The following is a 24537-nucleotide window of genomic DNA, read 5'->3' as shown; positions in this document are numbered from 1 at the left end:
ATTTTCCTTCTCAGTATGAATGGGTCTCGCCCTTGATGATCGCAACAGGATCGACCTTGCCGCGGAGCACGCGGTACACCCAGGTGGTGTAGGCAAGGATGATCGGCAGGAAGATGATCGTGCACACCAGCATGATGAACAGCGTGACATGGCTCGACGACGAATCCCACACCGTGAGGCTGAAGCGCGGATCGACGGACGAAGGCAGGATCATCGGGAACATGGCGGCGCCGACGGTCAGGATGATGCAGGCAATGGCCAGTCCGCTGGCAAGCAGCGTCAGCCACTCGCGGCGTGCACGCATGCCCATCGCGGCGATCCATGGCAGTACCGCGCCCAGCACCGGCAGCAGCCACAGCGCGGGAGCGGCCTTGAAGTTGGCCATCCATGCGCCCTGCACCACCGCAGCCGTCTTGGCCAGCGGGTTGGAGGGACCGACCGGGTTGACGGGGCTCGTGATCTGGTAGCCACTGATGCCCATGGCGATCCACACACCCGCGAGAGCGAACAGCACCGATGCCAGCAACGCTGCAATGGAGCCGAAGCGCGCAGCGCGGGCGGCCACGTCGCCTTCCGCCTTGAATACCAGCCATGCTGCCCCGTGCATCACCAGCATGGTGAGCGAGACCAGCCCGCACAGCAGCGCAAACGGTGTAAGCAGGCCGAAGAAAGTGCCGTCATAGTAGATGCGCAGGTCATCGGCAAACCGGAACGGCACGCCGAGCAGGACATTGCCCACAGCCACGCCGAAGATCAGCGCAGGAACAATACCGCTGATGCACAGCACCCAGTCCCACTTGTTGCGCCACGATGCCTCCTCGCGCTTGCTGCGGAACTTGAACGCCACGGGGCGCAGGATGAGCGCCACGAGGATGGCGAACATCGCCAGGTAGAACCCGGAGAAGGACACGGCATAGAGCTGCGGCCATGCGGCGAAGATGGCGCCGCCGCCCAGGATCAGCCACACCTGGTTGCCTTCCCAGACCGGGCCGACCGTGTTGATGACGACGCGGCGTTCGACGTCGGTCCTTGCCGTGGCACGCAGCAGCGCCATCGCCCCGAGGTCGAAGCCGTCGGTGACGGCAAAGCCGACCAGCAGGATGCCAAGCAACAGCCACCAGATGACGCGCAACACGTCGTATGAGATCAGTTCATGCAAGATCATTTTTCAAACTCCTGATGTGGCTCGCTCAGCGCGCACGCGCCAGCTTTTCGATCATCGGTTCATAGAAGCGCAGGTGCGGCTCGCTCTCATGTTCCGGTCCCTTGCGGATGGCCTTCAGCATGAGCTTCATCTCGATGACGAACAGCACCGTGTAGATCAGGATGAAGCCGCAGATCGTCAGCAGCAGCGTGGTCGCGCCGAGGTTGGACACCGCCATCGCCGTGGGCAGCACGCCTTCGATGATCCAGGGCTGCCGACCCAGCTCGGCCACGATCCAGCCGCACTCCGCAGCGATCCACGGCAGCGGAATTGCGAGCACCGCCACCTTCAGCAGCCACGGGTAGGCATCGAGGCGGTGGCGCGCAGAAAGGTAGAAGAAGGTTCCCGTGAGCACGATGAAGAACATGCCCAGGGCCACCATCACGCGGAAGGTCCAGAACAGCGGACCCACCGGCGGCACGGTGTCCATCGCGGCCTGCCTGATCTGCTCGTCGGTGGCCTTGCGTGGGTCATCCACATAGCGCATGAGCAGCAGCGCATAGCCGAGCGATGCGCCCTTGTCCTCGAAGGTCGTCTTGGCCGCCGGCGGGATTTCCGCATCGCTCCTGGCTGCGCGGATGGACTGCAGTGCGTCATAGGCCTCGATGCCGTTGCGGATGTAGCCCTCGGTGTTCTTCACCAGGTCGTTGATGCCGGGGATCTCGGTGGTCAGCGAGCGCGTGCCGATCAGGCCCATCACCCATGGAATATGCACGGCATAGTGGGTCTCACGCGCTGCGCGATCAGGGATGCCGATCGCCGTGAACGCCGCCGGCGCGGGCTCTGTGTCCCACATGGCCTCGATCGATGCGAGCTTCATCTTCTGGTGTTCGGACGAGAGGTAGCCGCTTTCGTCGCCAAGCACCACCACCGACAGCGATGCCGCAAGGCCGAACGAGGCCGCCACCGTCATCGAGCGCTTGGCGAGATGCACGTGGCGTCCCTTGAGCAGGTACCACGCCGACACACCCAACACGAAGATCGCGGCCGTCACATAGCCCGCGGAGACCGTGTGCACGAACTTGGCCTGTGCCACCGGATTGGTGAGCACGGCGAAGAAATCATTCACCTCCATGCGCATGGTCTGCGGATTGAAGACCGCACCCACGGGGTTCTGCATCCAGCCGTTGGCGATCAGGATCCACAGCGCGGAGAAGTTCGACCCCAGCGCCACGAGCCAGGTGGCGATCAGGTGGCCGCGCTTGCTCATGCGGTCCCAGCCGAAGAAGAACAGGCCGACGAAGGTGGCCTCCAGAAAGAACGCCATCAGCCCCTCGATGGCGAGCGGCGCACCGAAGATGTCGCCCACGTAGTGGCTGTAGTAGCTCCAGTTCATGCCGAACTGGAACTCCATGACCACGCCCGTGGCCACGCCCATCGCGAAGTTGATGCCGAAGAGCACGCCCCAGAACTTGGTCATGTCGCGCCAGATCGTGCGGCCGGTCATCACATACACCGTCTCCATGATGGCGACGATGATGGACAGTCCGATCGTGAGCGGCACGAAGAGAAAGTGGTAGAGGGCCGTTATCGCAAACTGCAGCCGCGATAAGTCGACGATGTCGAGGTCCATGACGAGATCCTTTCTTCCTGTCGATGAATCAAATGTTGTTGCTCGTCTCGCGCCAAGCGTCTTCGGTGGCGTCGCCAGAGGCATCGTCGGCCCGGAGGTGCGCCAGCGCTTGTTCAAATGCGTGTGAGCCGCGATGCGCCTGTCCCGCGATGCGGCCTGCGTCCATCCATATCACGCGATCAGCCATGGCCGCCTCGCGCCGCCAGTGCGTTGCAAGCACCAGCGTCCGGCCTTTCGATGCGCTCCAGAGCCGTTCGAGCACATCGCCCGCCACGCCCGCATCAAGGCCTTCGGTCGCTTCGTCGAGCAGCCAGCATTCGGCCGGGCTGAGCAGCAGCCGCGCCAGCGCCATGCGCCGTGCCTGCCCTCCTGACAATCCCATCCCTCCTTCGCCGAGTTGCGTGTCGAGCCCTTGCGGCAACGCACGCATGTCGGCACCCAGGCCTGCTGCATCGAGTACATGCCATAAATTCTGATCGTCAGCGCGAGGCGATGCAAGGCGCAAATTGTCTCGCACGCTGTCACGAAAAAGCTCGGTGCGCTGCGTCATCCAGCTGCTGCGCAGCGCCGCGACGTGCCCGCTACCTTGCTCCATCTCGCCCGCGATGAGCGACAGCAGCGTGGTCTTGCCCGACCCGCTCGGGCCGATCAATGCAACGCGTTCGCCACGCCGGATCTGCAGGCTGAGCGGACCGACCGAGTGCCCGGCGTCATGCACCGCACAGGCCTCCACAAGCTCTACCGCAAGGCCATCCGCTGGCACATGCGCTGCGTGCGCCTTGCCGCCGTCCGCAGCATCCTGCGCCAGCACCGCGCCCAGCCGCCTCACGGCGAGCAACGTACGGCCGGCTTCCGTCGCGCCGCGCCGCAACGCGGCAAAGGGCTCCATCGCCGATAGCGCCAACAGCACGCCGAAGGCGGCCACGGCCGCGCCAATGCTCTGCCGGTCAACCAGCCATGCCATCGCGAGCAGCACGCCACAGAGCAACAGTGCGCTTGCGACGCCATAGGCCGTGGTGGCATGGGCCTCCAGGCGAAAGAGCGCGGCGTCGGCCCGCGCGGCACGCGTGTCGCCGGCCGCGATGGCTTCGCACTGGGCAGCCATGCGTCCGGCCATCAGCAGCTCCGCCTTGCCGGCCACAAGATCCACGGTACGGGCACGCACGCTCTCGGTGCTCAGCGACCGCTGCATCGCCGCCCTGCGGCTTGCCGCCGCCTGCCACAGCGCGATGCCGATCCCTGCGCAAAGCAGCCATGCGGCGGCCAGCAGGCCGATCCACCAACGCATGAGCCCGAGTGCCACGCCAAGCATCGCCGATGCGCCCAGGGCGGCCAGGGCGGGAACGACAAGACGCAGGTAGATGTTGTCCAGCGCATCGACATCCGCCGTGAGGCGCTGCAGCAGGCGTGCCGGACGCTGCAGCAGCCAGCGCGCGGCGGTTGGCCGAGCCCAGGCCCTGAACAGGCGCTCACGCAATGCCGCCAAGGCTGCCAGCGTCGCGTCGTGCGTGAGCAGCCGCTCCGCATAGCGCGCACCGGTGCGACCGATGGCCAGCAGGCGAATGCCCGCGGACGGCATGAACACATCGAACACCAGCGCAACAGCGGGAACGAGGCCGGCAATCGCCGTTGCCGTGATGAACCAGCCCGACAGCCCCAGCAGCGCCATGCCCATCAGCACGGTCAGCATGGCGACCGCCGCGCCTCCCAGCCACAGCTTGCGCGTGCCGGTGTCCTGCATTGCGCGCAGCACGGTTCGCCATTCGCTGCAGATCGACTTGCCGTGCTTCATGCGAACTCCTCGTTGCGCTCGGCATTCGCAGCCACGGCACCGAGCCGGACCACGCGATCCATGCACTGCGCAAGCCGTGCGTCATGCGTGGCAACGATCAGCGTGCGGCCCTTGGCGATCTCGAGCAGCGATGCGATCACCTGCTCCGCCGTCTGCGGATCAAGGTGCGCCGTGGGTTCATCCACCAGCAGCAACCCCGCATGCCGGTTCACCGCCAGGCGCGCAAGCGCCAGACGTACGGCCTCGCCACCCGACAGGCCGCTGCCGCCCTCCCCCAGGCTGATCGCCGGGCGATGGGCCAATGCCTGCGACAGCTCCGCCGCTTCAACCGCGCGGCGCACGTCCCGGGCGCTGACGTCACTGCGCCCCAATCCCACGTTGCGCAGCACCGATCCCGCAAACACATGCGAATGCTGTCCCATCCAGCCGATGCGCGCGCGCAGGCGCTCGGCATGCTCGTCATCCATCGGCACACCGCCGATGCGAATGCTGCCATGCTCTAGCGGGATCAGGCCCGCCAATTGCGCCAGCAGCAACGACTTGCCCGCGCCGCTCTTCGCCCACAGCGCAATGTGCTCGCCCGCGGCGATGCACTCGCTCATTTCGGAAATCACGGCGGCATGCCCCGGCACGCCCACCTGCAGTGCATCGATGCGCACATCGACCGCGCGCGCAGCGGCTGGCTCATCGGGTTCCATGACGGCACCGTCCGCAACGCCGCGCGTGCCATGAGAAGTCTCCCCTGCTCCCGGCAGCGGCATGGCCTGGCGCTGGAGCTCGCCAAGCGTCTTCATCGCAGCCTCGCCGGCTGCCTTGTCATGCCATACGGCGGACAGTTCACGCAGCGGGTCGAAGAAGGCCGGCGCCAGCATCAGGACGAACAGGGCCTGCGCGAGTTCCAGCTTGCCGCCCCATGCGCCAAACGCAAGCGTGCCCAGCAGATGGAAGCCGACATAGACGGCGACCATCGCCACGCCGAGTGCCGAGAACAGCTCCAGCACGGCGGACGACAGGAACGCGATGCGCAGCACGCGCGTCGTGCGTGTTCGCAGCGATTCTGCGTGCGAGCGCAGGCGCTCCGCCGTGGCATCGACGGCCCCGAGCGCGCGCAGTGTGCTGAGTCCCCGCAGCCGGTCGAGCAGAAAGCCGTTCATGCCACCGATCTCCACCATCTGTTCCTCGCTGGCCGCGCGCGCCCGCCAGCCCACGATCGCCATGAACAGCGGAATCAGCGGAGCGGCCAGCAAGAGGATCAAGGCAGCCACCCATGAGAAGTACGCCACCGCGCATGCAATCGCAAGCGGCACGCAGCGCACCTTGAACATCGCCGGCTGATACCGAGAGAGCCACGGCACGATGGCCTCGGCCTGCTCCGCCATCGCACTCGCGGCCTGCCCTGAGGGTGCCTGGGTACTGTCCATCGGCGACGTCCTGGCGAGCGCGTGGACCACCTCTTCGCGCAGTCTGCTCAACTGCCGCCGTGCCGCTTTCTGCGCGCGCTGCATGCCTGCGCCATCGAACAGGGCTCGCAGCACGCCGATCACCAGTACGCCGAGCGCCAGGGGCGCGACCTGAGCCATGGCACTGCCCGCATCGGAAGACGCAACGGATGTGGATCCGGATGCGGACACCGCCATCACCTGCACCGCCTGCGCGATCAGCCAGGCCTGCGGCAACCACAGCAAGGCCGCCAGCACTTGCAGCACGGCACCCGCACGAGCGGCCCCTGGGGATGCCGCTGTCTGGCTGAATGGCGATGAAACCCTGGTGTGACTGGACATGAACCCTTCGTCTTGCGAGCCAAAGCTCATAAGCATTAATTGATACTAGGGTTAACACTATCTCTCAAATACTCACAGCACGGGGGAAGAAATACGGCATGACTTGATTCAAGTTAAGACGGAAATGATGGCAAATTCTCGATTGATTGACTTTTACGAAATTCAGTGCCGTCTCAACTGACAACTGTTTAATTCGGCGCAAGACGCTGGATAGAAATATGAGCTTGGCTTTTTGGAGCCCTGCCCTGTGATGACCACCTGCCGCAACGGTGCCATGAGCGATCACTCATTCGACAATGAACATCAATCACGAGATAGTGATGTGGCACCGGAATGCGCCTGACGGCACAGGCCCGTCGCATACCAGGAACCGAGTCATCAAGGGATTTTTCACATGGCAAGCGCAGAACCGGATGGGCTCATCATCCGCCGAGCAACCGACACCGATGCCGTAGCGGTACTGGGCCTTTTTGATGAAGTCATCGCCTGGTTTGTCGAGATCGGCAATGCCGGGCAATGGGGAACCCAGCCATGGTCCAGCCAGCCGCAGCGGGTGGAGCGAGTCAACGAGGCCTGCGCACTGCCCGGAGCATGGATCGCACAAGCGCAGGATGGCTCCATCCTGGCCGCCTTGGTGCTGGGCGATGCCATGCCCTATGTCCCGCCTGCAACAGAGCCCGAAATCTACGTGCGCCTGCTGGTCGCCTCGCGCCGCCCGGCTGCGCGGGGCATCGGCCGTCGCCTGATGGCTTTCGCGGAGGATCAGGCCAGGACCGCAGGAGTGGGTGGCTTGCGCGTCGACTGCTACGGAGGAGGCTCCGGCGCCTTGGTGCGCTTCTACGAGTCCTGCGGCTACGAGCGCCTCTCGACATTCCTGGTGGAAGGCTGGCCCGGTCAGCTCCTCGGGCGCAGCCTGTGATCAATGTCTCGCGTCGAACATGTCGCGCCCCACCTTCCGCCATGCATTGCAAACCGCCTCAAGGAAACCATGAGCGTCGATACCCTGAAGAACAGACTGCGCAGCCTTCCGTCGTTGAAAGGCCCGTTTGCCGAAGTCGGCATGACCTGCCTGCCCGGCACGCCCCAGCAGGCCTTCGGGCTCTGGTTGCATGAGGCGATCCAGGAAGGAGTGAAAGAGCACCATGCCATGACCTTGTCCACGGTGGATACGGATGGCTTTCCCGATGCCCGGGTCCTGATCCTGAAGAATGTTGATGACCGTGGCTGGCACTTTGCCATCAAGGCCTCCAGCTCCAAGGGCCGGCAGCTCGAAGGCAATCCGCGGGCGGCGCTCACGTTCTACTGGCCGGCATTGGGACGCCAGATTCGACTGCGAGGCCATGCAATCGCCCTGCCCGAAGCCGAGTGTGCAGATGATTTTTCGACGCGGCCGCAAGGCTCGAAGATCAGCGCCATCGCCTCGCTGCAAAGCGAGGTGCTGGCCACGCCGGATGATCTGTCCAGGCGCCTGAAGGAGGCTCGGCTCTGATTCCCGGTGAGGGGAAATCCCTCAATCTGCCAGTTGCCGCTCGATCTCCCGGCGCGCATCCCGCACGAATGCGCTGACGGCCTCGGGACTGGACGGCAGTTCGTCCCGCGCCACTCCCAGGTAGGCCTCCCGGGCGTTGGCGACAACCGGCCTGTGCCGTTCATCCACCTGCCCGAGCACCCATGTGGCGGCCTCCTGCTTTGAGCAGATGCGGCCCGTGCATGCGGTGAACCAGCACCGCGCCAGCGCAAGGACGATATTGCGCTCGTCACCAGCCCAATCGTCCGGCTGATTCCACTGCCGGACCGTGTCCAGCAGCGCCCTGGCCAGGTCGGCCGGCGGCACGTCCTGAAAAAGGACGGACGCTTCAGGCCCGCGCAACGTGACGCTGCTCAACCGGACCTTGGTGATCAGGATGGCCAGATCATGGTCCGCCATCGGAGGCTCGAAGACACCCGAGAGCAGACCCTCGCGCAGCCACTCGCCGAACTGCAGTTCACGGCGCGCCGGATAGCGCCAGGGAGTGACCTGTGCATGGTCCAGGACCGTTACCTCCAGGGGACGAAAGATCGTCGATGCACCGGGCGGAGCCGAAACATCCAGAAGCCGCATCAATACCGCCTGGCGCTGCTCCTCTGCCGGCGGCTCGCTCACGGTGACCAGCAGGTCCAGATCGCTGAACGGCTGAAGCCCGCCATCCACCACGGAGCCGAAAACATGCATGCCGATGATCGACGTTCCGAGTTCGGCATCGAGGACGGAGCAGGCCAGCGAAAGCTGCTCGGAGACGACCTGCGGAAAGAGGGGCGGGGATGCAACAGGCATGGGCATTGAGGCATTCTAGAGTGCCCGCTTCTGCGGCAATGGTCTGCATAATCCATCCCACCACAGATCAATACCGCCGCAGCCATGACACATACTCCTGTTGCAGGGCAGAAATTTTCCTTCCGGGCCACCCTGGAAAACTGGGCCGAGGGAATGGACTACTGTGCCGTTCCGGTACCCGCCGAAATCACCGAGGCGCTGGGAACGAAGGGACCGGTTCTGGTGATGGCCCGGGTCAACGACTCCGAGCCGTTCCAGGTCAGTCTCTTTCCCATTGGAGGCGGCCAGCACTACATCCGCATCAAGGCGAAGGTTCGCCAGGAGACCCGCACCGGAACCGGCGACAGCATTCAGGTGCGGTTCACGGTGCTGGATCGGTCGGAAGTCATGATTCCCGACGACCTGATGAGCGCACTTCAAAGCGAAGGGGTTGCCGAAGCCTTTGCATCGCTGCCGCCAGGCAAGCAGAACTTCATCATCCGACGAATCGACGAAGCGGCCAAGCCGGAGACCCGGCAGCGGAGAATTCAGGAAAGCGTTGCCGCCGCGCACGAGAGAAGAGAAGCGCTGATCGCCAAACGGCCTCTGGCCCGATGACTGAACACGGGCGAAGCGGCGCCCGCAAGCGGCAAGTGCATCAAAGCGCTGGAAGGCTCCCTACACCGGCCTGCCCGGGTGGTCTGCACCTTCGGCCATTCTCTGTCGCGTGCCTTCATCGAGGATGCTGCGCATCAGCGCGAACAGCGGATCGGCGCTGGTGTGTTCCTGGCCGTAGGTCAGGTTGAAACCGTAGTCGAAGTCAGGCGGATTGATGCCCTGGTTGTGCTGAAGAATCGTCTCCAGCTTGTCGAGCGCCTTGACCGCCCTGGCCTCGGGGGACGATGCATCCTCGTACTCTTGCCAAAGCGCCATGATGCCGGCCCGGTAGGGCTCATCCAGCGAGCGCGTGAGGTGCAGGAGATCGGTCTTCTCCTGCTCGCTCTTGTCGGGATGCTGGCTTTTCTCGACGGCCGGAATGTCCCCGTGAATGGCCTCGCCCAGGTCATGGACCAGGCACATCTTCAGGATCTTGAGCATGTCCATGCCCGCCAGTTCATCCTCGAACGCCATGGCCATCAGGCATAGCCGCCAGGTATGTTCTGCCGTGCTTTCCGTCCTGCCTGTCGACGTGTGTGCGCTTCGCAGCACGCTCTTGAGCTTTTCCGCTTCCTGGAGAAAGACCAGACGGCCCTTGATGTTGTCGAGATCCATGGCCCATTCTATAAGGGGAGCGTTGAGCCGTTCCTTCGCTGTATCATTTCGCGATCGCGGCCCAGCCTGCGCTGCAAGACAGCAAGCCAGCACAACCGGGCAACCGGGAAGGGCTCCCATTTCCGATTTCCGCCTTGCTTCATCCGCCGTGCCATCCTTCCCACGCCAAGGATTCATCCTTACCCGCAATTGGCGAGACACACCGGCGGGCGCCGAGATCGAATACTGGCTGGCGACGGACACCGGACCCTTCAAGATACTCCTGACCGCCCGGACTTCGGTGGCTTTCGTCGAGGCCCGGCACAGGGGTGCGGTGGAGGCGCTGCTCTCCCTCACGCCGGATGTGGAGCTGCGTGAACTGGATCTGAAGAGCTTCCGGCAAGAACCCGTACTGGGTGTCTACGCCAGGCGTTTTCGCCAGTTGGGGCAACTTGCACGCACCCTCCAGCCGCTGGGCATTCCCCTTCTCGAGGCCGATGTTCGTCCGCACGAGCGTTACCTGATGGAGCGGTTCATCACCGCCGGCGTCGTGCTTGCGGGCGGCCGCACCGAGAACTCGGCGCTCGTGGATTGCAGGCTCCTGCCCTCGCCCGACTTCAGACCGACCCTGAAGGTGGTGTCGCTGGACATCGAGACGAGCCAGCACCAGCACCTGTATTCGATTGCCCTTGACGGCATGGCGGAGCGCGTGGTGTACATGCTGGGCGAGCCTCCGCCCGAGCCCGTGCAGCCCGAGGATTTTGCGCTGGTCTACTGCGCGACCCGCAAGGCCATGATCGACAGCCTCAACGAGTGGTTCGCGCGCAATGACCCGGATGTCATCGTCGGCTGGAACGTCATTCAATTCGACCTGCACGTGCTGCAGAAGACGGCGGACGACTGCGGCACCCCTCTTCTTCTGGGCCGCGAACGCAGGCCCATCGCATGGCGCACCCATCCCGGCAAGCAGGGCTATCTTTTCGCGCCCATGCCCGGCCGCGCGGTCATCGACGGCATCGAGGCCCTTCGGGCCGCCGTCTGGAGCTTTCCCTCCTTCAGCCTCGAGAACGTCTCGCAGGAACTGCTGGGCGAGGGGAAGGACATCGGCGACGAGTACGACAAGATGGCGGAGATCGAGCGGCGCTACCAGGAAGACAAGCCCGCGCTCGCCACCTACAACATCCGGGACTGCGAGCTGGTCCTGCGCATCTTCGAGAAGGCCAAGCTGCTGCAGTTTGCGATGGAACGCGCCCATACGACGGGCCTGCAGCTCGATCACTTCGGCGGCTCCATCGCTGCATTCAGCCACCACTACCTGCCACGCATGCATCGCCTGGGCTACGTGGCGCCCAACGTGGGCGAGATCCAGGGCAAGTCCTCTCCCGGCGGCTACGTGATGGACTCCCAACCCGGCTTCTATGACTCCGTGGTGGTCCTCGACTACAAGAGCCTCTACCCCTCGATCATCCGCACCTTCCTTGTCGACCCCGTGGGACTGGCGGAAGGCCAGCACGCCGCCAGCCCCGAACGACTGATCAAGGGGCCGAAGGGCACCCTCTTCTCGCGTGAGAAACACTGCCTGCCGGAAATCGTGACCACCCTCTGGCGAGCCCGTGACGAGGCCAAGCGCGCAAGGAACGAACCGTTGTCGCAAGCCCTCAAGCTGGTGATGAATTCGTTTGCCGGGGTGCTGGGTGCGTCGGAGTGCCGGTTCTTCAATCCGGATCTGATTTCCTCCATCACCCTGCGCGGCCATGAAATGGTGAAGGCCACCCGGGATTTCGTGGAGAGGCGCGGATACCAGGTCATCTACGGGGACACCGACTCGATTTTCATCTGGCTCAAACGCAGGCATACCAACGAAGAGGCGCACGCCGTGGCTGCAGAGCTCGCCAGGGACATCAACCGCTGGTGGACGCACACCTTGCGGGAGGAGCAGGACCTGGAGAGCTTTCTCGAAATCGAGTTCGACACGCACTACAGGAAGTTCTTCATGCCCACGATCCGGGGATCGGATGTCGGCAGCAAGAAGCGATACGCAGGCCTGAGTGTCGATGCGGCAGGCAAGGAGGCCATGGTCTACCGCGGCCTCGAGATGGCGCGCAGCGACTGGACACCTCTTGCACGCCAGTTCCAGGAAGGCCTGCTCTCGCGCGTCTTCCAGGGCGCGCCTTATCGGGACTTCGTGACCGAGTACGCCCAGTCCACGCTCGCAGGCCGCAAGGACGACCTGCTCGTCTACCGCAAGCGCCTGCGGCACCGCCTGGATGCCTATATCGCGAACGTGCCGCCGCAGGTACGCGCGGCGCGCATCGCCGATGAATACAACGTGCACATGGAGCGGCCGAGGCAATACCAGAACGGTGGATGGATCCGCTACGTCATGACCCGCAACGGCCCCGAACCATTGGAAGCACGTCGCTCGCCGATCGACTATGAGCACTACCTGACAAGGCAGATTCAACCCATTGCCGACGCGATCCTGCTGCCCCTGGGGGAAGACTTCGCCAGTCTGACTTCAGCCCAGCAGGAGTTGTTCTAGCGAACCGTGTAGAGGCCACCAGCATCGATCAGATAGATAGACATTCGAATGGAACCCTCACCCCATCACTTCGGTGTGAGCCGATACACCCCGCCCTCGTGGCTGTCCTCGATCAACCACAGCGCACCATCCGGCGCCTGCGCCACATCGCGGACACGAAAGCCGACTGTCCAGTGCTCGGCAGGTGTGGCGGTGGCGCCTTGCACCTCGATCCGATGCAGCGCGCGGCTGACCAGGCCGGCGGCGAATGCCGAGCCCTTCCATTGCGGAAACATTGCGCCCGAGTAGAACATCAGCCCGCCGGGTGCGAAGACCGGTGTCCAGTAGATCACGGGCTTGGCAAGGTCCGGGCGCGTGTCGGGGCTTGCGATGGGCACGCCGTTGTAGTTCACCGCATAGGAGACCAGCGACCAGCCATAGTTCTTGCCCGGCTCGATCAGATTGAGTTCGTCCCCGCCGCGCGGCCCATGCTCGAGTTCCCACAAGCGGCCATCAGGGGCGAACGCAAGGCCGTAGGGTGTGCGATGTCCGGTGGTCCATGTCTCGGCTGGCGTCAGATTCGGGCCGTCGAAGACAAAAGTGCGCACGACCGGCGCGGTCTCAGCAGCCTCCGTGTCCCTGGGCGGATCGATCACCGGAACCGAGCGCGCTCCGGTCTTGCCCTCCATGGGGTTGCCGGGTGCGGGCTTGCCGTCCAGGGTCAAACGCAGGATCTTGCCTGCCGGTTGGTTGGGATCCTGGGCGGGTGTGAAGCGCTGTCGATCGCCCGCCGTGAGAAACAGGAACTTCTTGTCTGGAGAAAAGGCCACGGCGGCGCCGACCTGCCCGCCCTTGCCCTTGATCGGGTCGCGCCAGACGACCTGCAGGGCCTCCAGCGCGGCAGTGCCGGTGCCGATCTTGAGCGTCGCACGGGCAAGGGCCAGACTCGAGGTGCCCGCGATGGGGCCGGGCTCCGAATAGGTCAGGTAGATTCCCCCATCGCTCGCATAGGACGGCGCCAGGTAGACGCCGAGCAGACCGTTCTGCTGCTCGTAAAACACCGGCGGGACACCGGTGACTTCCAGCTTCTGACCGGAGGGTGCGAGGAGCAAGAGCTTGCCGGCCTTCTCGGTGATCAGCATGCGACCATCCGGCAGGAAGGCAATGCGCCAGGGCAGATCGAGCTGCGCGACTTTCGTCATCTTGAATGGAGGCGAAGGGGTTGGACGCTGCCCTCCCGCGTTGATCTGCGCGGCAACGGGCATTGCACCTGCGAGCAACCAGGGGATGAGTCCGAGCTTCGGGAATGGCATGCTTTGCTCCTCAGTGAGTGGTTCGAATAGTGTTCAGCAACGGCAGGAGAGGGATCAGCCCTCGGCTGTCGTTGCAACAAACCATGGGCCCCGTCCGGGCACCCTGGGTGGCATGATGGGCCTATGGTGCCCCAATCAACGGCTCACGCAAAAAATCAATGAACGCGCGCAACTTGGGTGGCATGTGCTGGCGCGCCGCGAAGTAGAGGTGGAAGGTGACAGGCGGCGGCGCATAGCGCTGCAGCACCGGCACGAGTTCCCCGCGTTCAAGCTCGCCGGGGATGCTGCGCAGAAAGCGCTGAACAAGACCATAGCCCTTGCATGCGGCGCGGGTGATGTAGCGGTCGTCGGAGAAGATGAGCCGGCCGCTGACATCCACTTCGGTGGTTTGTCCGTCGATCTGGAAGTGCCAGCTTTCCAGGCGCTTGCTGCCCGCGAAGCGATAACGGATGCAGTCGTGATCTACGAGATCCCGGGGTGTTTGCGGCGTTCCCATGCGCTTGAGGTAGGCCGGGCTCGCGACGACGCCCACGGGCTGGCCATCGTCCAGCGGCACCGACACCATGTCGTTCGCAAGATAGGGTCCCAGGCGGATGCCTGCGTCAAAGCCTTCGCGCACGATGTCGGCAAAGGTGTCGTCGGTGAACAGCTCCAGCTTCAGGTCGGGATAGCGCGCGAGGAACTCATCGATGCGCGGCTCGATCAGCAATCCGGCCGCGAGGCGCGAGGTGTTGATGCGCAGCAGCCCGCTGGGCCCTTGCTGCTGCGCGCGCACACGCTGCAACGCAAGGTCGAGCATGTCGAGCGCGGGCGTCACCTCGGCCAGAAGCTGTTGCCCGGCTTCGGTCAGCGCAATCTGGCGACTTGTGCGATTGAACAGGCGCGTGCCCACCTGGGCTTCCAGGCGGCGGATCTGCTGCGACACGGCCGATGCGCTGATGCCCAGTTGGTCGCCCGTGCGTGTGAAGCTACCCAACCCGGCCAGCAGGACAAACGTGCTGTACGCAGGAATGGGTTCGCGCTCCATTGTGAAGTTTTTCTTCATGATTCATGAAGTCTCGCACGCTTGTGACTTCATGTGAAGCGTCTCAGACTGGCATGGTCATTCACAGGAATTCTTTTGCGCATGTCTGCATTCACTTCTATCCGCATGTTCTCATTTGTCGCCGGCGTGGCACTGCTGGCAGCAGGCGCCATGCTCGTTGCGGGAGGCCGCCCGGGCTGGGCGGCGGTGCGGACCCACACGAAGCTCGCCACACATCTCCTGCCTGTGCTGCAAAAGGCCGTGAACGAGCAACGCATCGTGGGTGCCGTGGCCGTGGTGGCAGTGGACGGGAAGATTGTGTTCCGGCAGGCGGTGGGGCTGGCAGACCGGGAGTCCGGCAAGGTGATGCGGCCCGAAACCGAATTCCGGCTGGCGTCGATGACCAAGCCGCTTGTCACTGTCGTGGCAATGCGCTTGATCGAGTCCGGACAGCTTCATCTGGACGACGCCGTGACCCGCTACCTGCCTGATTTCAGGCCGCGCCTGCCCGATGGCACAGAGCCCGTGATTCGCATTCGTGACCTGATGGCGCACACCTCGGGGCTGGGCTACCGGCTCCTGGAGCAGGAAGATGGCGCCTACGCGAGGCTGGGGATATCCGATGGTCTCGACGATGCCGGCATTTCACTCCAAGAAAACCTGCGCAGGCTGGCCGAGGCGCCGCTCTACTTTGAACCAGGCAAGGGCTGGCGCTACTCGCTGAGCACCGACGTGCTCGGTGCAGTGATTGAAGAGATCACGAGGATGAGCTTGCCCGAGGCCGTTGCCCGGTACGTAACGCAGCCGCTTTCCATGACACATACGCGCTTCGTCGCGCGCCCGGGCGAAGAACTGGCAACGCCCTATGCCGATGGCCATCCGACACCCGTGCGCATGACCCACAACATGACCGTGCCGCTGCCGGAGGGCCAGGGGCATGCTGTGCGCTTCGAGCCGGCGCGCGCATTCAACGCCCGGGCCTTTGCCTCCGGAGGCGCGGGAGCACTGGGAAATGCGGACGACTTCGTTCAATTCGTGGAGTCCATCCGCACTGGCGGTGCACCCCTGCTCCAACCACAGAGCCGCGAACTGATGATGACGGATCAGGTAGGCGAGCAAGCCGCGACACAGGGGCCGGGCTGGGGGTTCGGCTTTGGCTGGGCCGTTCTCGTCAACCCTTCGCTGGCGCAGACACCTCAAGGCAAGGGAACACTGCAGTGGGGCGGCGCCTATGGCCACAACTGGTTTGTCGACCCGCAGCGCAAGCTGACCGTCGTGCTGCTGACCAACACCGCATTTGAAGGCATGGCCGGTGCGCTGGTGACTCAGGTGCGTGATGCCGTGTATGCGGGGATCGCCCCCTGACTCGCACGTGCTGGAATCACATCGCTGGATACCCGCCTACCATCTTTGCCATCACGGGAGGCGCAAGTCCATGCCGAGCTTCGTGGCCAGGGTGAAGGTGAAGAACAATACCCCCAGGAGCAACAGCACAAAGATGGCTGCCACCTTGCCGCCCGCGCGCAGCAGCGCGCGCCTGTCTGCACCCCGCTTCCCTTGGTCGTAGTGCCACTTGATGGCAAAGAACATGCACGCGCCGAAGATGAGGACCTTGAACGTAACAAAGACTACAGGGATCCAATCGATCATTTTTTGAAAATTTCCAGCCTATGGCTTGACACTATCTATCCTGAGAAACACTACCTCCGTGATGACGGAAGCAAACGCCAGCGATTGCCCATACAAGGATGTGTTGCTATGCGTTCTGAGGCATATTACTTAAAAGCAATTTCCATACATCGAGACAAAATGTCCTCGTTGATAGCCCTACAAGATGACAGCTCGCCCGTTTGGCTGCCGCGATTGGCCGCGCACGGTGGACCACGTTTCTTGCAGATTGCCGATGCGTTGCAGGCGGCTGTATCAGCGGGCTCGCTGAAACCCGGTGACCGCCTCCCCCCGCAGCGCCGCTTGGCGGCGCTGCTGGATGTGGACCTGACGACGATCACGCGCGCATACGACGAGGCCAGGCGCCGTCATCTGCTGGAGGGACGCGGGGCGCGGGGTACCTATGTCGCGGCGCCGAAAGTCGAACTGACCTCGATTCTCGATCTGAGCATGAATACCCCGCCACCTCCGGAGGGTGTGGACTTCGACGACCTGTTGAAACAAGGCCTGTCTCAAGTATTGATGAGGGCCGATTCCGAACTGCTGATGACCTACCACCTGGGCGGGGGCAGCGACTCCGACCGCAAGGCCGGAGCCCGATGGCTCGAGCCGATGTTTGGGCGTCTGGATTCAGGGCACGTTGTCGTCTGTCCGGGCGCGCAAGCGGCGATCGCGGCATTGATCCTTGCCCTGTCGGAGCCTGGCGACGTGATCCTGGCGGAGCCGACCAGCTATCCCGGCCTGCGTGCCGCAGCGACCCAGTTCGGCAGGCGCATCATCGCGGTGGAAGCAGACAGGCACGGGATGATGCCTGAGATGCTGGAGCAAGCATGCCGCCAGCACCAGCCTGCGCTGGTCTACCTCAACCCGACCTTGCAGAACCCGACCGCCATCACCATGGGCGAGCAGCGGCGCAAGGAACTCGCCGCCATTGCGAAGCGCTGCAATGCACGCATCATCGAGGACGATCCCTACTGGCTCCTGGCCGATGCCCCGCCGCCACCGATTGCCACGTTGGCCCCGGATCGGGCGTACTACATCTCCACCCTGTCGAAGTGCCTGACGCCCGGGCTGCGTGTCGCCTTCGTGCTCATACGTGACCCGCATGAGCGCGAACGTTTCCTGGTCGCGCTGAGATCCTTTGCCCTGATGGTCGCTCCACTGACGGCCGCACTGGCCACGCAATGGATTCTTGACGGCTCGGCTGATGGATTGATGGAAGGCGTACGCAAGGAAGCGTGCCTGCGCCACCGGATGGCCGGAGACATTCTGGCGGGGCGGTACAACGGCGCCGGCGATGGCCTGCATGTATGGCTCGATCTGCCCGGTTATTGGAGCCCCTCGCAGTTTGCGCGCGCAGCCGACAGCGAGGGCATAGCAGTCACGCCCGCGGAGGCGTTCGCAACCGGTGCAACCAACTCCAACAGCAGCGGATCCGTGAATGCCATCCGAATATCCTTGGGCAGCATCAAGGACCGTGGGCGCTTGCAGGCGGGCCTGCAACGGTTGTCCCATCTGCTTGCGCGGCGGCCCGAATCCCTCAGCGCTGTGGTGTAGTTGTTCAGACAACAGGGCGCATCGTCTGGCAAGCCTCCCGATGCCGTCGCGCTAATTTGACGGCCTCCGCCTCAGTGATTGACTCTACTCCTCGGCCATCATTCATCACCCCAGCCCTCTTTCCCTCTCCGCCACACCCAGCAACCACTCCCTCAGTGCCCGCGCAGCGGGACGCAGGTTGGCCTGTCTGTGATGCACCAGGTAGTAGGCCTTCTCCACAGGCAGCCGCATCTGTGCGAAGGGCTCGATCAGGGTGCCGCCGCGCAGCTCGGCCTCAGTGAGGATGGCGCTGCTGAGCACCACGCCCTGGCCATGGCGGGCACTTTCGATGGCGAGCGCCGACTGATCGAAGTGCTGCCGGGTGATGCGCGCGACCTGCGGCCTGGACAGTCCGCTGAAGCGTTCAAGCCACTCGTCCCAATAGGGCAGGATGGTGGTATTGAGCAGGGTGGCGCGCACCAGGTCATCGGGTGTTTTGAGCTGGATGGAGCCGGCGTATGCGGGCGTGCAGTACAGGCGGGCTTCGTCGGGATAGAGCAGATCGACCTGGAGCTGCGGGTCGTTGCCGTCGAAATGGCGGATGGCCAGGTCTGCGCGGTCGCGATCGAAGTTGGTGAGGTCGGTGGTGGCCCCCAGGTGCAGGGAGACCTCCGGGTGCAGCGTAAGAAATGCTGCCATGCGCGGAGCAAACCATTTGGCAGCCAGCGTGGGCGGCATGGAGAGCCAGACCTCGTTCGACTGGCTGAGCCGCAACTGGTCACTCGCCTGCCGGATGCGGGCCAACGCGGGCTGGATCGTCGCCCAGTAGGTCTGCGCGTCTGCCGTGGGCACCACCTGGCGGATGCTGCGCACGAACAGCGGGGCGCCCAACCATTCCTCCAGCTTCTGGATCTGCTGGCCTACCGCGCCTGGCGTGACATGCAGCTCCTGCGCGGCCTGCGTGAAGCTCTTGTGGCGCATAGCGGCGTCGAAGACGATGAGCGACTTGAGAGGAAGCGGGGCGGTCATGAAATAGAAATTCTATTTCATGGCGCAAATTTAATCGTTTGTCAGCCGGGGGCCTGTTTCTGAACAATCAGGCTTTCCATCACATGTTCTCGCCAGGAACCTCTGCCTGCCATGTCTTTCATGCCGATCCGGAGGACCACTCCATGAAGAAGTCCTCCTCTACCTCCCCCGCTACCTCCTGGGCCCTGGTGATGGTGGCCGCGCTGGTGCTCATGATCACCATGGGCTCGCGGCAATCACTGGGGCTGTTTCTCTCGCCCATCAATTCGCATACGGGCCTGGGCATTGCCAAGATCAGCTTCGCGATGGCCATTGCGCAACTGGTCTGGGGAGCGATCCAGCCGGTCTTCGGCGCGGTGGCCGACCGCTGGGGCCCGGGTCGCGTCATCGTGCTGGGCGCCTTTCTGCTGGCGGCCGGCAGCGTTCTCACGACGCAGGTCACGAGCAAATGGGGGCTGATCTTCGCGGTCGGCCTGCTGAGCGCGGCAGGCGCCGGTGCGGGCAGCTTCTCCATCCTGATCGGCGCGACCGCGCAGCGCATCGCGCCCGAGCAGCGCTCATTTGCCGGTGGGGTGATCAATGCGGGCGGGAGCGTGGGCCAATTCATCTTCGCACCGCTGAACCAGGCAGTGATGTCGGCATTCGGCTGGATGCAGGCGATGTGGATGATGGCGGTGTTCGCGCTCACCACGGCACCAATGGCATGGTGGCTGCGCGGCAGGCCGCATGCAGCGGGCTCCACCAATGCCTCGGGCGCGGGGTCAGGCTCCAGCGCGCTCACGCTGCGCCAGCAACTCGCCATCGCCCTGCGGGATCGCAGCTACTGGTGCCTGCATGCGGGGTTCTTCACCTGCGGGTTCCACATTGCGTTTCTTGTCACGCACATGCCCGGCGAGGTGGATCTGTGCGGGCTCAGCGCCAACGTGGCATCGACCTCCCTCGCGCTGATCGGGCTGGCCAATGTGGCCGGAAGCCTCGTCGCTGGCGCGCTGGGCTCGCGTGTGCGCATGAAGATGATCCTGTTCTGGATGTACGCATCGCGTGCGGTGGCCATTCTCATCTTCATGGCAGCCCCGAAGGAGCCGGTGACGTTCTATGTGTTTGCGGTGGTGCTCGGTGCCACCTGGCTTGCCACCGTACCGCCCACCGCCGGTCTCACGGCGAAGCTGTTCGGTCCGCGCTATCTGGCGACACTGTTCGGCCTGACCCTGCTCACACACCAGATCGGCGGATTCCTTGGCGCCTGGCTCGGCGGCCTGGCCGTGGTGGCGACGGGCAACTACGACTGGATCTGGTGGGCCGACGCGGTACTCGCGTTGCTGGCCGCGCTGGTGAATCTGCCGATCAAGGAAGACCGCCCCAAGCCGCTTGCCATGCAGGCGGCCTGAGGCGGGTCAGAAGATGCCCCCCAATGAAAGGCTCATCACAGGTTGTCGGGATTAGTGAGAAGCCTCCCGACGACAGCCTGCGCAGCGCGCGCCCGCCATAAACTGGTCACCCCAATGCTGAGATGGCCCCTCAGACGCGACGCAAAGGCGAAGACAGTACTTTGGTACGGCAAGCCTTTGCAACAAAGTATGAGGGGCCATATCAGCACCCCAAAACGAAGACTCTCAACCCAAGAGCCGCAAGTCAATTCGTCACGAAACCCCACCCACCCCGGTATTCCGCAAAAAATCAGAGCGCAAGGCGCGCACGCGCTGCGGCGTATTCGCGCTTCAGGCGGGCGACCAGCTCACCGGCCTTGACCACCTCATTGATGGTGCCAATCCCCTGGCCACTGCCCCAGATGTCCTTCCAGGCCTTGGCCGCCGCATTGCCGCCAAAGTTCATCTTGCTGGGATCGGACTCGGGCAGGTTCTCGGGATCGAGCCCCGCCGCACGGATGCTGGCCGCAAGATAGTTGCCATGCACGCCGGTGAACAGGTTGCTGTAGATGATGTCATCCGACGTGCCTTCCACGATGGCCTGCTTGTAGGCATCCGTGGCGCGCGCCTCCTCGGTCGCGATGAAGGCCGAGCCTACGTAGGCGAAGTCCGCGCCCATGGCCAGGGCCGCGAGCACGGCGTCGCCCGAGGCGATCGAGCCCGACAGCGCGAGCGGGCCGTCGAACCACTGGCGGATTTCCTGGATCAGTGCGAACGGGCTCTTCACGCCCGCATGGCCGCCCGCGCCGGCGGCAACGGCGATCAGGCCGTCGGCACCCTTCTCGATCGCCTTGTGTGCGAACTTGTTGTTGATGATGTCGTGCAGCACCACGCCGCCCCAGCTGTGCACGGCCTGGTTCAGGTCTTCGCGCGCGCCGAGGCTGGTGATCACCAGCGGCACCTTGTACTTGGCGCAGACCTGCAGGTCGTGCTCCAGGCGGTCATTGCTCTTGTGCACGATCTGGTTGATCGCGAACGGTGCGGACGGAGCATCCGGATTCGCCCTGTCCCAGGCGGCCAGGGTCTCCGTGATCTCGGCCAGCCAGTCATCGAGCTGCTCGGCCGGGCGGGCGTTGAGCGAGGGCATCGAGCCGACGATCCCTGCCTTGCACTGCTCGATCACCAGCTTGGGCGTGCTGACGATGAACATGGGCGAAGCGATCACGGGCAACGCGAGCTTTTGCAGCGCGGGTGGCAGCTTGGACATGGCGAGAGTCTCCTGGGAATGAATGGGGGTTGAATGTAGGTAGGCCATGCCACCGGCAGCGCCGGCGGCAACGGTGAATGACAAAGAGTCAGCGGCGCGCGGCGATCAGAAGGCGTCCTGCGGCAGCGCCATCACGGTGGATGCACCGTCGACGATGCTGTCGCGCAGCGAGGCGGCCTTCACCAGAATGTGGTCCGCATAGAAGCGCGCGGTGGCCACCTTGGCGTCCATGAATACCTTGTCCTCGCCCTTGGCCGACAGTTCCTGCGCCACGAGCAGCGCACGGCCCAGTTGCCAGCCAGCGACCAGGTTGCCCGCAAGCATCAGGTACGGGACGCTTCCCGCGTACACGTCGTTGGGCGATGTCTTCGCGGCACCGGCCATGAAGTCCACCACGTCGAGGAAGGCCTTGCGCGCTGCGGCCAGGCGCGCGGCAACCGCCTTCGCGTCGGCACTGCCGCTGGCGTTGAGCTCGCCCTCGGTCTTCTCGATCTGGGCTGCGATCGCCTTGGCCGAGGCACCGCCGTCGCGCGTGGTCTTGCGGCCAACCAGGTCATTGGCCTGGATGGCGGTCGTGCCTTCGTAGATGGTCAGGATCTTCGCGTCGCGGTAGTACTGCGCCGCGCCGGTTTCCTCGATGAAGCCCATGCCGCCGTGCACCTGCACGCCCAGGCTGGTGACCTCCAGGCTCATCTCGGTGCTGTAGCCCTTGATCAGCGGCACGAGGAATTCGTAGAACGTGGCGTTGTCGGCGCGCACCTGCGCATCGGGATGGCTGTGCGCGGCGTCGTAGGCGGCCGCACCGGTCAGAGCCATCGCGCGGCAGCCCTCGGTGTAGGCACGCATGGTCATCAGCATGCGACGCACATCGGGATGATGGATGATGGTGGCGCTGGCCTTCACGCTGCCATCCACGGGACGGCTCTGCACGCGCTCCTTGGCATAGGCCACCGCCTTCTGGTAGGCGCGCTCCGCAACGGCAATGCCCTGCACGCCCACGGCATAGCGCGCGGCGTTCATCATAATGAACATGTACTCGAGGCCGCGGTTCTCCTCGCCCACCAGGTAACCGACGGCGCCGCCATGGTCGCCGAACTGCAGCACCGCCGTGGGCGATGCCTTGATGCCCATCTTGTGTTCGATGGAAACGCAATGCACATCGTTGCGTGCGCCGAGCGAGCCATCCTTGTTCACGAGGAACTTGGGCACGACGAACAGGCTGATGCCCTTCACGCCCTCGGGTGCTCCCGCCACGCGCGCCAGCACGAGGTGGACGATGTTGTCCACCATGTCATGTTCGCCGTAGGTGATGAAGATCTTGGTGCCGAACACCTTGTAGCTGCCGTCGGGCTGCGGCTCGGCCTTGGTGCGCACGAGCGCCAGGTCGGAGCCGGCCTGCGGCTCGGTCAGGTTCATCGTGCCGGTCCATTCGCCGGTCACGAGCTTTTCGAGATAGGTGGCCTTGAGTTCGTCGCTGCCCGCCGTGAGCAGCGCCTCGATCGCGCCATCGGTGAGCAGCGGGCACAGCGCAAAGCTCAGGTTGGCGCTGTTGAGCATTTCGATGCAGGCCGCGCCGATGGTCTTGGGCAAGCCCTGGCCGCCGAAATCCACCGGATGCTGCAGGCCCTGCCAGCCGCCTTCCGCGTATTGCTTGAAGGCGTCCTTGAAACCGGGCGTGGTCGTGACCACGCCGTCTTTCCACGACGAAGGGTTCAGGTCGCCCGCCACGTTCAGCGGCGCCACCACACCTTCGCTGAGCTTCGCGCATTCTTCGAGAACCGCTTGCGCGGTTTCGAGACCTGCGTCTTCGAAACCGGGAATGCTGGCCACCTGTTCGATGTTGGCGAGGTGCTCGATGTCAAACAGCATGTCCTTGATGGGGGCGACGTAGCTCATGATCGTGATCTTCGTGTGAAAAGTTGAAAAACTGGCGAAAAAAAGGGCATCACGCAGGATGCCCCGTTTTGTGGCTTGGACCGGCTTACAGTGCCTTGGTCAGTTCCGGCACAGCCGTGAACAGGTCGGCCACCAGGCCGTAGTCGGCGACCGAGAAGATCGGCGCTTCCTCGTCCTTGTTGATCGCAACGATCACCTTGGAGTCCTTCATGCCGGCCAGATGCTGGATCGCGCCGGAAATGCCTGCGGCGATGTACAGCTGAGGCGCGACGATCTTGCCGGTCTGGCCGACCTGCAGGTCGTTCGGCGCGTAGCCCGCATCCACTGCGGCGCGCGATGCGCCAATGGCGGCACCCAGCTTGTCGGCCAGGGGCGTCATCACTTCGGTGAACTTCTCGGAGGAACCCAGGGCGCGGCCACCGGAGACGATGATCTTGGCTGCGGTCAGTTCTGGACGATCGTTCTTGGTGACTTCGCGGCCGATGAAGGCGCTCTTGCCGGAATCGGCCACGGCAGCCACGGTGTCGACGGCGGCCGAGCCACCAGCAGCCGGGGCTGCGTCGAAGCCGGTGCCGCGCACGGTGATCACCTTGACCTTGTCGCCCGACTGCACGGTGGCAATCGCATTGCCTGCGTAGATCGGACGCTCGAACGTGTCGGCCGAGACCACCTTGGTGATGTCGCTGATCTGCGCCACATCCAGCTTGGCGGCCACGCGCGGAGCGACGTTCTTACCCGAAGCGGTTGCGGGGAACAGGATGTGGCTGTAGTTGCCAGCAATGGCCAGCACCTGCGCTGCCACGTTCTCTGCCAGGCCGTCCTTCAGGCTGGGGGCTTCCGCCAGGAGAACCTTGGAGACACCGGAAATCTGCGCTGCAGCCTGGGCCGCAGCGGCTGCACCTTCACCGGCCACCAGCACATGCACGTCGGCATCGCAGGCCTTGGCTGCGGTGACGGCGTTCAGCGTGGCGCTCTTGATCGAAGCGTTGTCGTGTTCTGCAATAACGAGTACGGTCATTTCT

General features: G+C 64.1%; 20 protein-coding genes. 7 read left to right on the top strand and 13 right to left on the bottom strand.

Annotation, left to right across the window (positions count from 1 at the left end; genetic code table 11):
* Nucleotides 1–10: 10 nt before the first annotated feature.
* Genes cydB through cydD form a run of 4 tightly spaced genes read right to left on the bottom strand, consistent with a single transcriptional unit; the run spans nucleotide 11 to nucleotide 6350 of the window.
* Complete coding sequence (gene cydB / locus H9K76_RS07225; RefSeq protein WP_187599142.1) at nucleotides 11–1165, bottom strand: cytochrome d ubiquinol oxidase subunit II; 1155 nt, start codon at nucleotides 1163–1165, stop codon at nucleotides 11–13.
* Between the two features lie 25 nt (nucleotides 1166–1190).
* Nucleotides 1191–2777: a cytochrome ubiquinol oxidase subunit I gene (locus tag H9K76_RS07220; protein ID WP_187599140.1), complete on the bottom strand. Its 1587-nt coding sequence runs from the start codon at nucleotides 2775–2777 to the stop codon at nucleotides 1191–1193.
* A 28-nt stretch (nucleotides 2778–2805) separates the two neighbouring features.
* Nucleotides 2806–4569: an amino acid ABC transporter ATP-binding/permease protein gene (locus H9K76_RS07215; RefSeq protein WP_281394167.1), complete on the bottom strand. Its 1764-nt coding sequence runs from the start codon at nucleotides 4567–4569 to the stop codon at nucleotides 2806–2808.
* A complete protein-coding gene (gene cydD, locus H9K76_RS07210) occupies nucleotides 4566–6350 on the bottom strand; it encodes a thiol reductant ABC exporter subunit CydD (RefSeq protein WP_187599138.1) in 1785 nt (594 codons plus the stop codon). The genes H9K76_RS07215 and cydD overlap by 4 nt, the downstream gene beginning before the upstream one ends.
* A 394-nt stretch (nucleotides 6351–6744) precedes the next feature.
* Between cydD and H9K76_RS07205 the strand changes: the two genes are divergently transcribed.
* Complete coding sequence (locus tag H9K76_RS07205; protein WP_187599136.1) at nucleotides 6745–7269, top strand: GNAT family N-acetyltransferase; 525 nt, start codon at nucleotides 6745–6747, stop codon at nucleotides 7267–7269.
* A 69-nt stretch (nucleotides 7270–7338) separates the two neighbouring features.
* A complete protein-coding gene (locus H9K76_RS07200) occupies nucleotides 7339–7839 on the top strand; it encodes a pyridoxine/pyridoxamine 5'-phosphate oxidase (protein WP_187599135.1) in 501 nt (166 codons plus the stop codon).
* 21 nt (nucleotides 7840–7860) lie between these two features.
* Here H9K76_RS07200 and H9K76_RS07195 read toward each other — a convergent pair whose 3' ends face one another.
* The gene (locus H9K76_RS07195; RefSeq protein ID WP_187599133.1) at nucleotides 7861–8664 is read right to left on the bottom strand and encodes an aminoglycoside adenylyltransferase family protein; all 804 of its coding nucleotides are present in this window, start codon (nucleotides 8662–8664) and stop codon (nucleotides 7861–7863) included.
* A gap of 84 nt (nucleotides 8665–8748) precedes the next feature.
* Between H9K76_RS07195 and H9K76_RS07190 the strand changes: the two genes are divergently transcribed.
* Entirely contained in the window at nucleotides 8749–9261 is a 513-nt protein-coding gene (locus tag H9K76_RS07190; protein WP_187599131.1) for a YdeI/OmpD-associated family protein, read from the top strand.
* Between the two features lie 60 nt (nucleotides 9262–9321).
* Here H9K76_RS07190 and H9K76_RS07185 read toward each other — a convergent pair whose 3' ends face one another.
* The gene (locus H9K76_RS07185) at nucleotides 9322–9915 is read right to left on the bottom strand and encodes an HD domain-containing protein (RefSeq protein WP_187599129.1); all 594 of its coding nucleotides are present in this window, start codon (nucleotides 9913–9915) and stop codon (nucleotides 9322–9324) included.
* Nucleotides 9916–10063: 148 nt separating this feature from the next.
* Here H9K76_RS07185 and H9K76_RS07180 point away from each other — a divergent pair, with 148 nt between their 5' ends.
* On the top strand, nucleotides 10064–12436 hold the full coding sequence (locus H9K76_RS07180; RefSeq protein ID WP_246475365.1) for a DNA polymerase II: 2373 nt from the start codon (nucleotides 10064–10066) through the stop codon (nucleotides 12434–12436).
* 65 nt (nucleotides 12437–12501) lie between these two features.
* Here the strand turns inward: H9K76_RS07180 and H9K76_RS07175 are convergent, their stop codons facing one another.
* Nucleotides 12502–13728: a PQQ-dependent sugar dehydrogenase gene (locus H9K76_RS07175; protein ID WP_187599126.1), complete on the bottom strand. Its 1227-nt coding sequence runs from the start codon at nucleotides 13726–13728 to the stop codon at nucleotides 12502–12504.
* A gap of 121 nt (nucleotides 13729–13849) precedes the next feature.
* Nucleotides 13850–14773 (bottom strand): LysR family transcriptional regulator, encoded by a 924-nt coding sequence (locus H9K76_RS07170; RefSeq protein ID WP_223196281.1) that lies wholly within the window; start codon nucleotides 14771–14773, stop codon nucleotides 13850–13852.
* Between the two features lie 81 nt (nucleotides 14774–14854).
* Here H9K76_RS07170 and H9K76_RS07165 point away from each other — a divergent pair, with 81 nt between their 5' ends.
* On the top strand, nucleotides 14855–16117 hold the full coding sequence (locus H9K76_RS07165) for a serine hydrolase domain-containing protein (RefSeq protein WP_246475364.1): 1263 nt from the start codon (nucleotides 14855–14857) through the stop codon (nucleotides 16115–16117).
* 51 nt (nucleotides 16118–16168) lie between these two features.
* Here H9K76_RS07165 and H9K76_RS07160 read toward each other — a convergent pair whose 3' ends face one another.
* A complete protein-coding gene (locus tag H9K76_RS07160; RefSeq protein ID WP_187599124.1) occupies nucleotides 16169–16402 on the bottom strand; it encodes a hypothetical protein in 234 nt (77 codons plus the stop codon).
* A gap of 159 nt (nucleotides 16403–16561) precedes the next feature.
* Between H9K76_RS07160 and H9K76_RS07155 the strand changes: the two genes are divergently transcribed.
* Nucleotides 16562–17977, top strand: a complete 1416-nt coding sequence (locus tag H9K76_RS07155) for an aminotransferase-like domain-containing protein (protein ID WP_187599122.1) — start codon at nucleotides 16562–16564, stop codon at nucleotides 17975–17977.
* Between the two features lie 105 nt (nucleotides 17978–18082).
* Here the strand turns inward: H9K76_RS07155 and H9K76_RS07150 are convergent, their stop codons facing one another.
* Nucleotides 18083–18985, bottom strand: coding sequence for a LysR substrate-binding domain-containing protein (locus tag H9K76_RS07150; protein ID WP_187599120.1), 903 nt, complete (start codon nucleotides 18983–18985; stop codon nucleotides 18083–18085).
* Between the two features lie 143 nt (nucleotides 18986–19128).
* Here H9K76_RS07150 and H9K76_RS07145 point away from each other — a divergent pair, with 143 nt between their 5' ends.
* Entirely contained in the window at nucleotides 19129–20373 is a 1245-nt protein-coding gene (locus H9K76_RS07145) for an MFS transporter (protein ID WP_187599118.1), read from the top strand.
* A gap of 289 nt (nucleotides 20374–20662) precedes the next feature.
* Here H9K76_RS07145 and H9K76_RS07140 read toward each other — a convergent pair whose 3' ends face one another.
* The 3 genes from H9K76_RS07140 to H9K76_RS07130 all read right to left on the bottom strand — a co-directional run bounded on the left by H9K76_RS07140 (nucleotide 20663) and on the right by H9K76_RS07130 (nucleotide 24533).
* Nucleotides 20663–21619, bottom strand: a complete 957-nt coding sequence (locus H9K76_RS07140) for an NAD(P)H-dependent flavin oxidoreductase (RefSeq protein ID WP_187599116.1) — start codon at nucleotides 21617–21619, stop codon at nucleotides 20663–20665.
* A 105-nt stretch (nucleotides 21620–21724) separates the two neighbouring features.
* Nucleotides 21725–23515 (bottom strand): acyl-CoA dehydrogenase, encoded by a 1791-nt coding sequence (locus H9K76_RS07135; RefSeq protein WP_187599114.1) that lies wholly within the window; start codon nucleotides 23513–23515, stop codon nucleotides 21725–21727.
* Nucleotides 23516–23600: 85 nt separating this feature from the next.
* Nucleotides 23601–24533: an electron transfer flavoprotein subunit alpha/FixB family protein gene (locus H9K76_RS07130; protein ID WP_187599113.1), complete on the bottom strand. Its 933-nt coding sequence runs from the start codon at nucleotides 24531–24533 to the stop codon at nucleotides 23601–23603.
* Nucleotides 24534–24537 lie beyond the last annotated feature (4 nt).

Origin of the sequence: Diaphorobacter ruginosibacter, assembly GCF_014395975.1 — a bacterium.
GTDB classification, from domain to species: Bacteria; Pseudomonadota; Gammaproteobacteria; order Burkholderiales; family Burkholderiaceae_C; genus Diaphorobacter_A; species Diaphorobacter_A ruginosibacter.
This window is presented reverse-complemented; position numbering and strand designations above follow the sequence as displayed.

What these genes read in the sequence shown, in the direction of transcription:
- cydB (WP_187599142.1), bottom strand. Translation starts at nt 1,165, where the DNA reads ATGATCTTGCATGAACTGATCTCATACGACGTGTTGCGCGTCATCTGG.
- H9K76_RS07220 (WP_187599140.1), bottom strand. Translation starts at nt 2,777, where the DNA reads ATGGACCTCGACATCGTCGACTTATCGCGGCTGCAGTTTGCGATAACG.
- H9K76_RS07215 (WP_281394167.1), bottom strand. Translation starts at nt 4,569, where the DNA reads ATGAAGCACGGCAAGTCGATCTGCAGCGAATGGCGAACCGTGCTGCGC.
- cydD (WP_187599138.1), bottom strand. Translation starts at nt 6,350, where the DNA reads ATGTCCAGTCACACCAGGGTTTCATCGCCATTCAGCCAGACAGCGGCA.
- H9K76_RS07205 (WP_187599136.1), top strand. Translation starts at nt 6,745, where the DNA reads ATGGCAAGCGCAGAACCGGATGGGCTCATCATCCGCCGAGCAACCGAC.
- H9K76_RS07200 (WP_187599135.1), top strand. Translation starts at nt 7,339, where the DNA reads ATGAGCGTCGATACCCTGAAGAACAGACTGCGCAGCCTTCCGTCGTTG.
- H9K76_RS07195 (WP_187599133.1), bottom strand. Translation starts at nt 8,664, where the DNA reads ATGCCTGTTGCATCCCCGCCCCTCTTTCCGCAGGTCGTCTCCGAGCAG.
- H9K76_RS07190 (WP_187599131.1), top strand. Translation starts at nt 8,749, where the DNA reads ATGACACATACTCCTGTTGCAGGGCAGAAATTTTCCTTCCGGGCCACC.
- H9K76_RS07185 (WP_187599129.1), bottom strand. Translation starts at nt 9,915, where the DNA reads ATGGATCTCGACAACATCAAGGGCCGTCTGGTCTTTCTCCAGGAAGCG.
- H9K76_RS07175 (WP_187599126.1), bottom strand. Translation starts at nt 13,728, where the DNA reads ATGCCATTCCCGAAGCTCGGACTCATCCCCTGGTTGCTCGCAGGTGCA.
- H9K76_RS07170 (WP_223196281.1), bottom strand. Translation starts at nt 14,773, where the DNA reads ATGAAGAAAAACTTCACAATGGAGCGCGAACCCATTCCTGCGTACAGC.
- H9K76_RS07165 (WP_246475364.1), top strand. Translation starts at nt 14,855, where the DNA reads ATGTCTGCATTCACTTCTATCCGCATGTTCTCATTTGTCGCCGGCGTG.
- H9K76_RS07160 (WP_187599124.1), bottom strand. Translation starts at nt 16,402, where the DNA reads ATGATCGATTGGATCCCTGTAGTCTTTGTTACGTTCAAGGTCCTCATC.
- H9K76_RS07155 (WP_187599122.1), top strand. Translation starts at nt 16,562, where the DNA reads ATGTCCTCGTTGATAGCCCTACAAGATGACAGCTCGCCCGTTTGGCTG.
- H9K76_RS07150 (WP_187599120.1), bottom strand. Translation starts at nt 18,985, where the DNA reads ATGACCGCCCCGCTTCCTCTCAAGTCGCTCATCGTCTTCGACGCCGCT.
- H9K76_RS07145 (WP_187599118.1), top strand. Translation starts at nt 19,129, where the DNA reads ATGAAGAAGTCCTCCTCTACCTCCCCCGCTACCTCCTGGGCCCTGGTG.
- H9K76_RS07140 (WP_187599116.1), bottom strand. Translation starts at nt 21,619, where the DNA reads ATGTCCAAGCTGCCACCCGCGCTGCAAAAGCTCGCGTTGCCCGTGATC.
- H9K76_RS07135 (WP_187599114.1), bottom strand. Translation starts at nt 23,515, where the DNA reads ATGAGCTACGTCGCCCCCATCAAGGACATGCTGTTTGACATCGAGCAC.
- H9K76_RS07130 (WP_187599113.1), bottom strand. Translation starts at nt 24,533, where the DNA reads ATGACCGTACTCGTTATTGCAGAACACGACAACGCTTCGATCAAGAGC.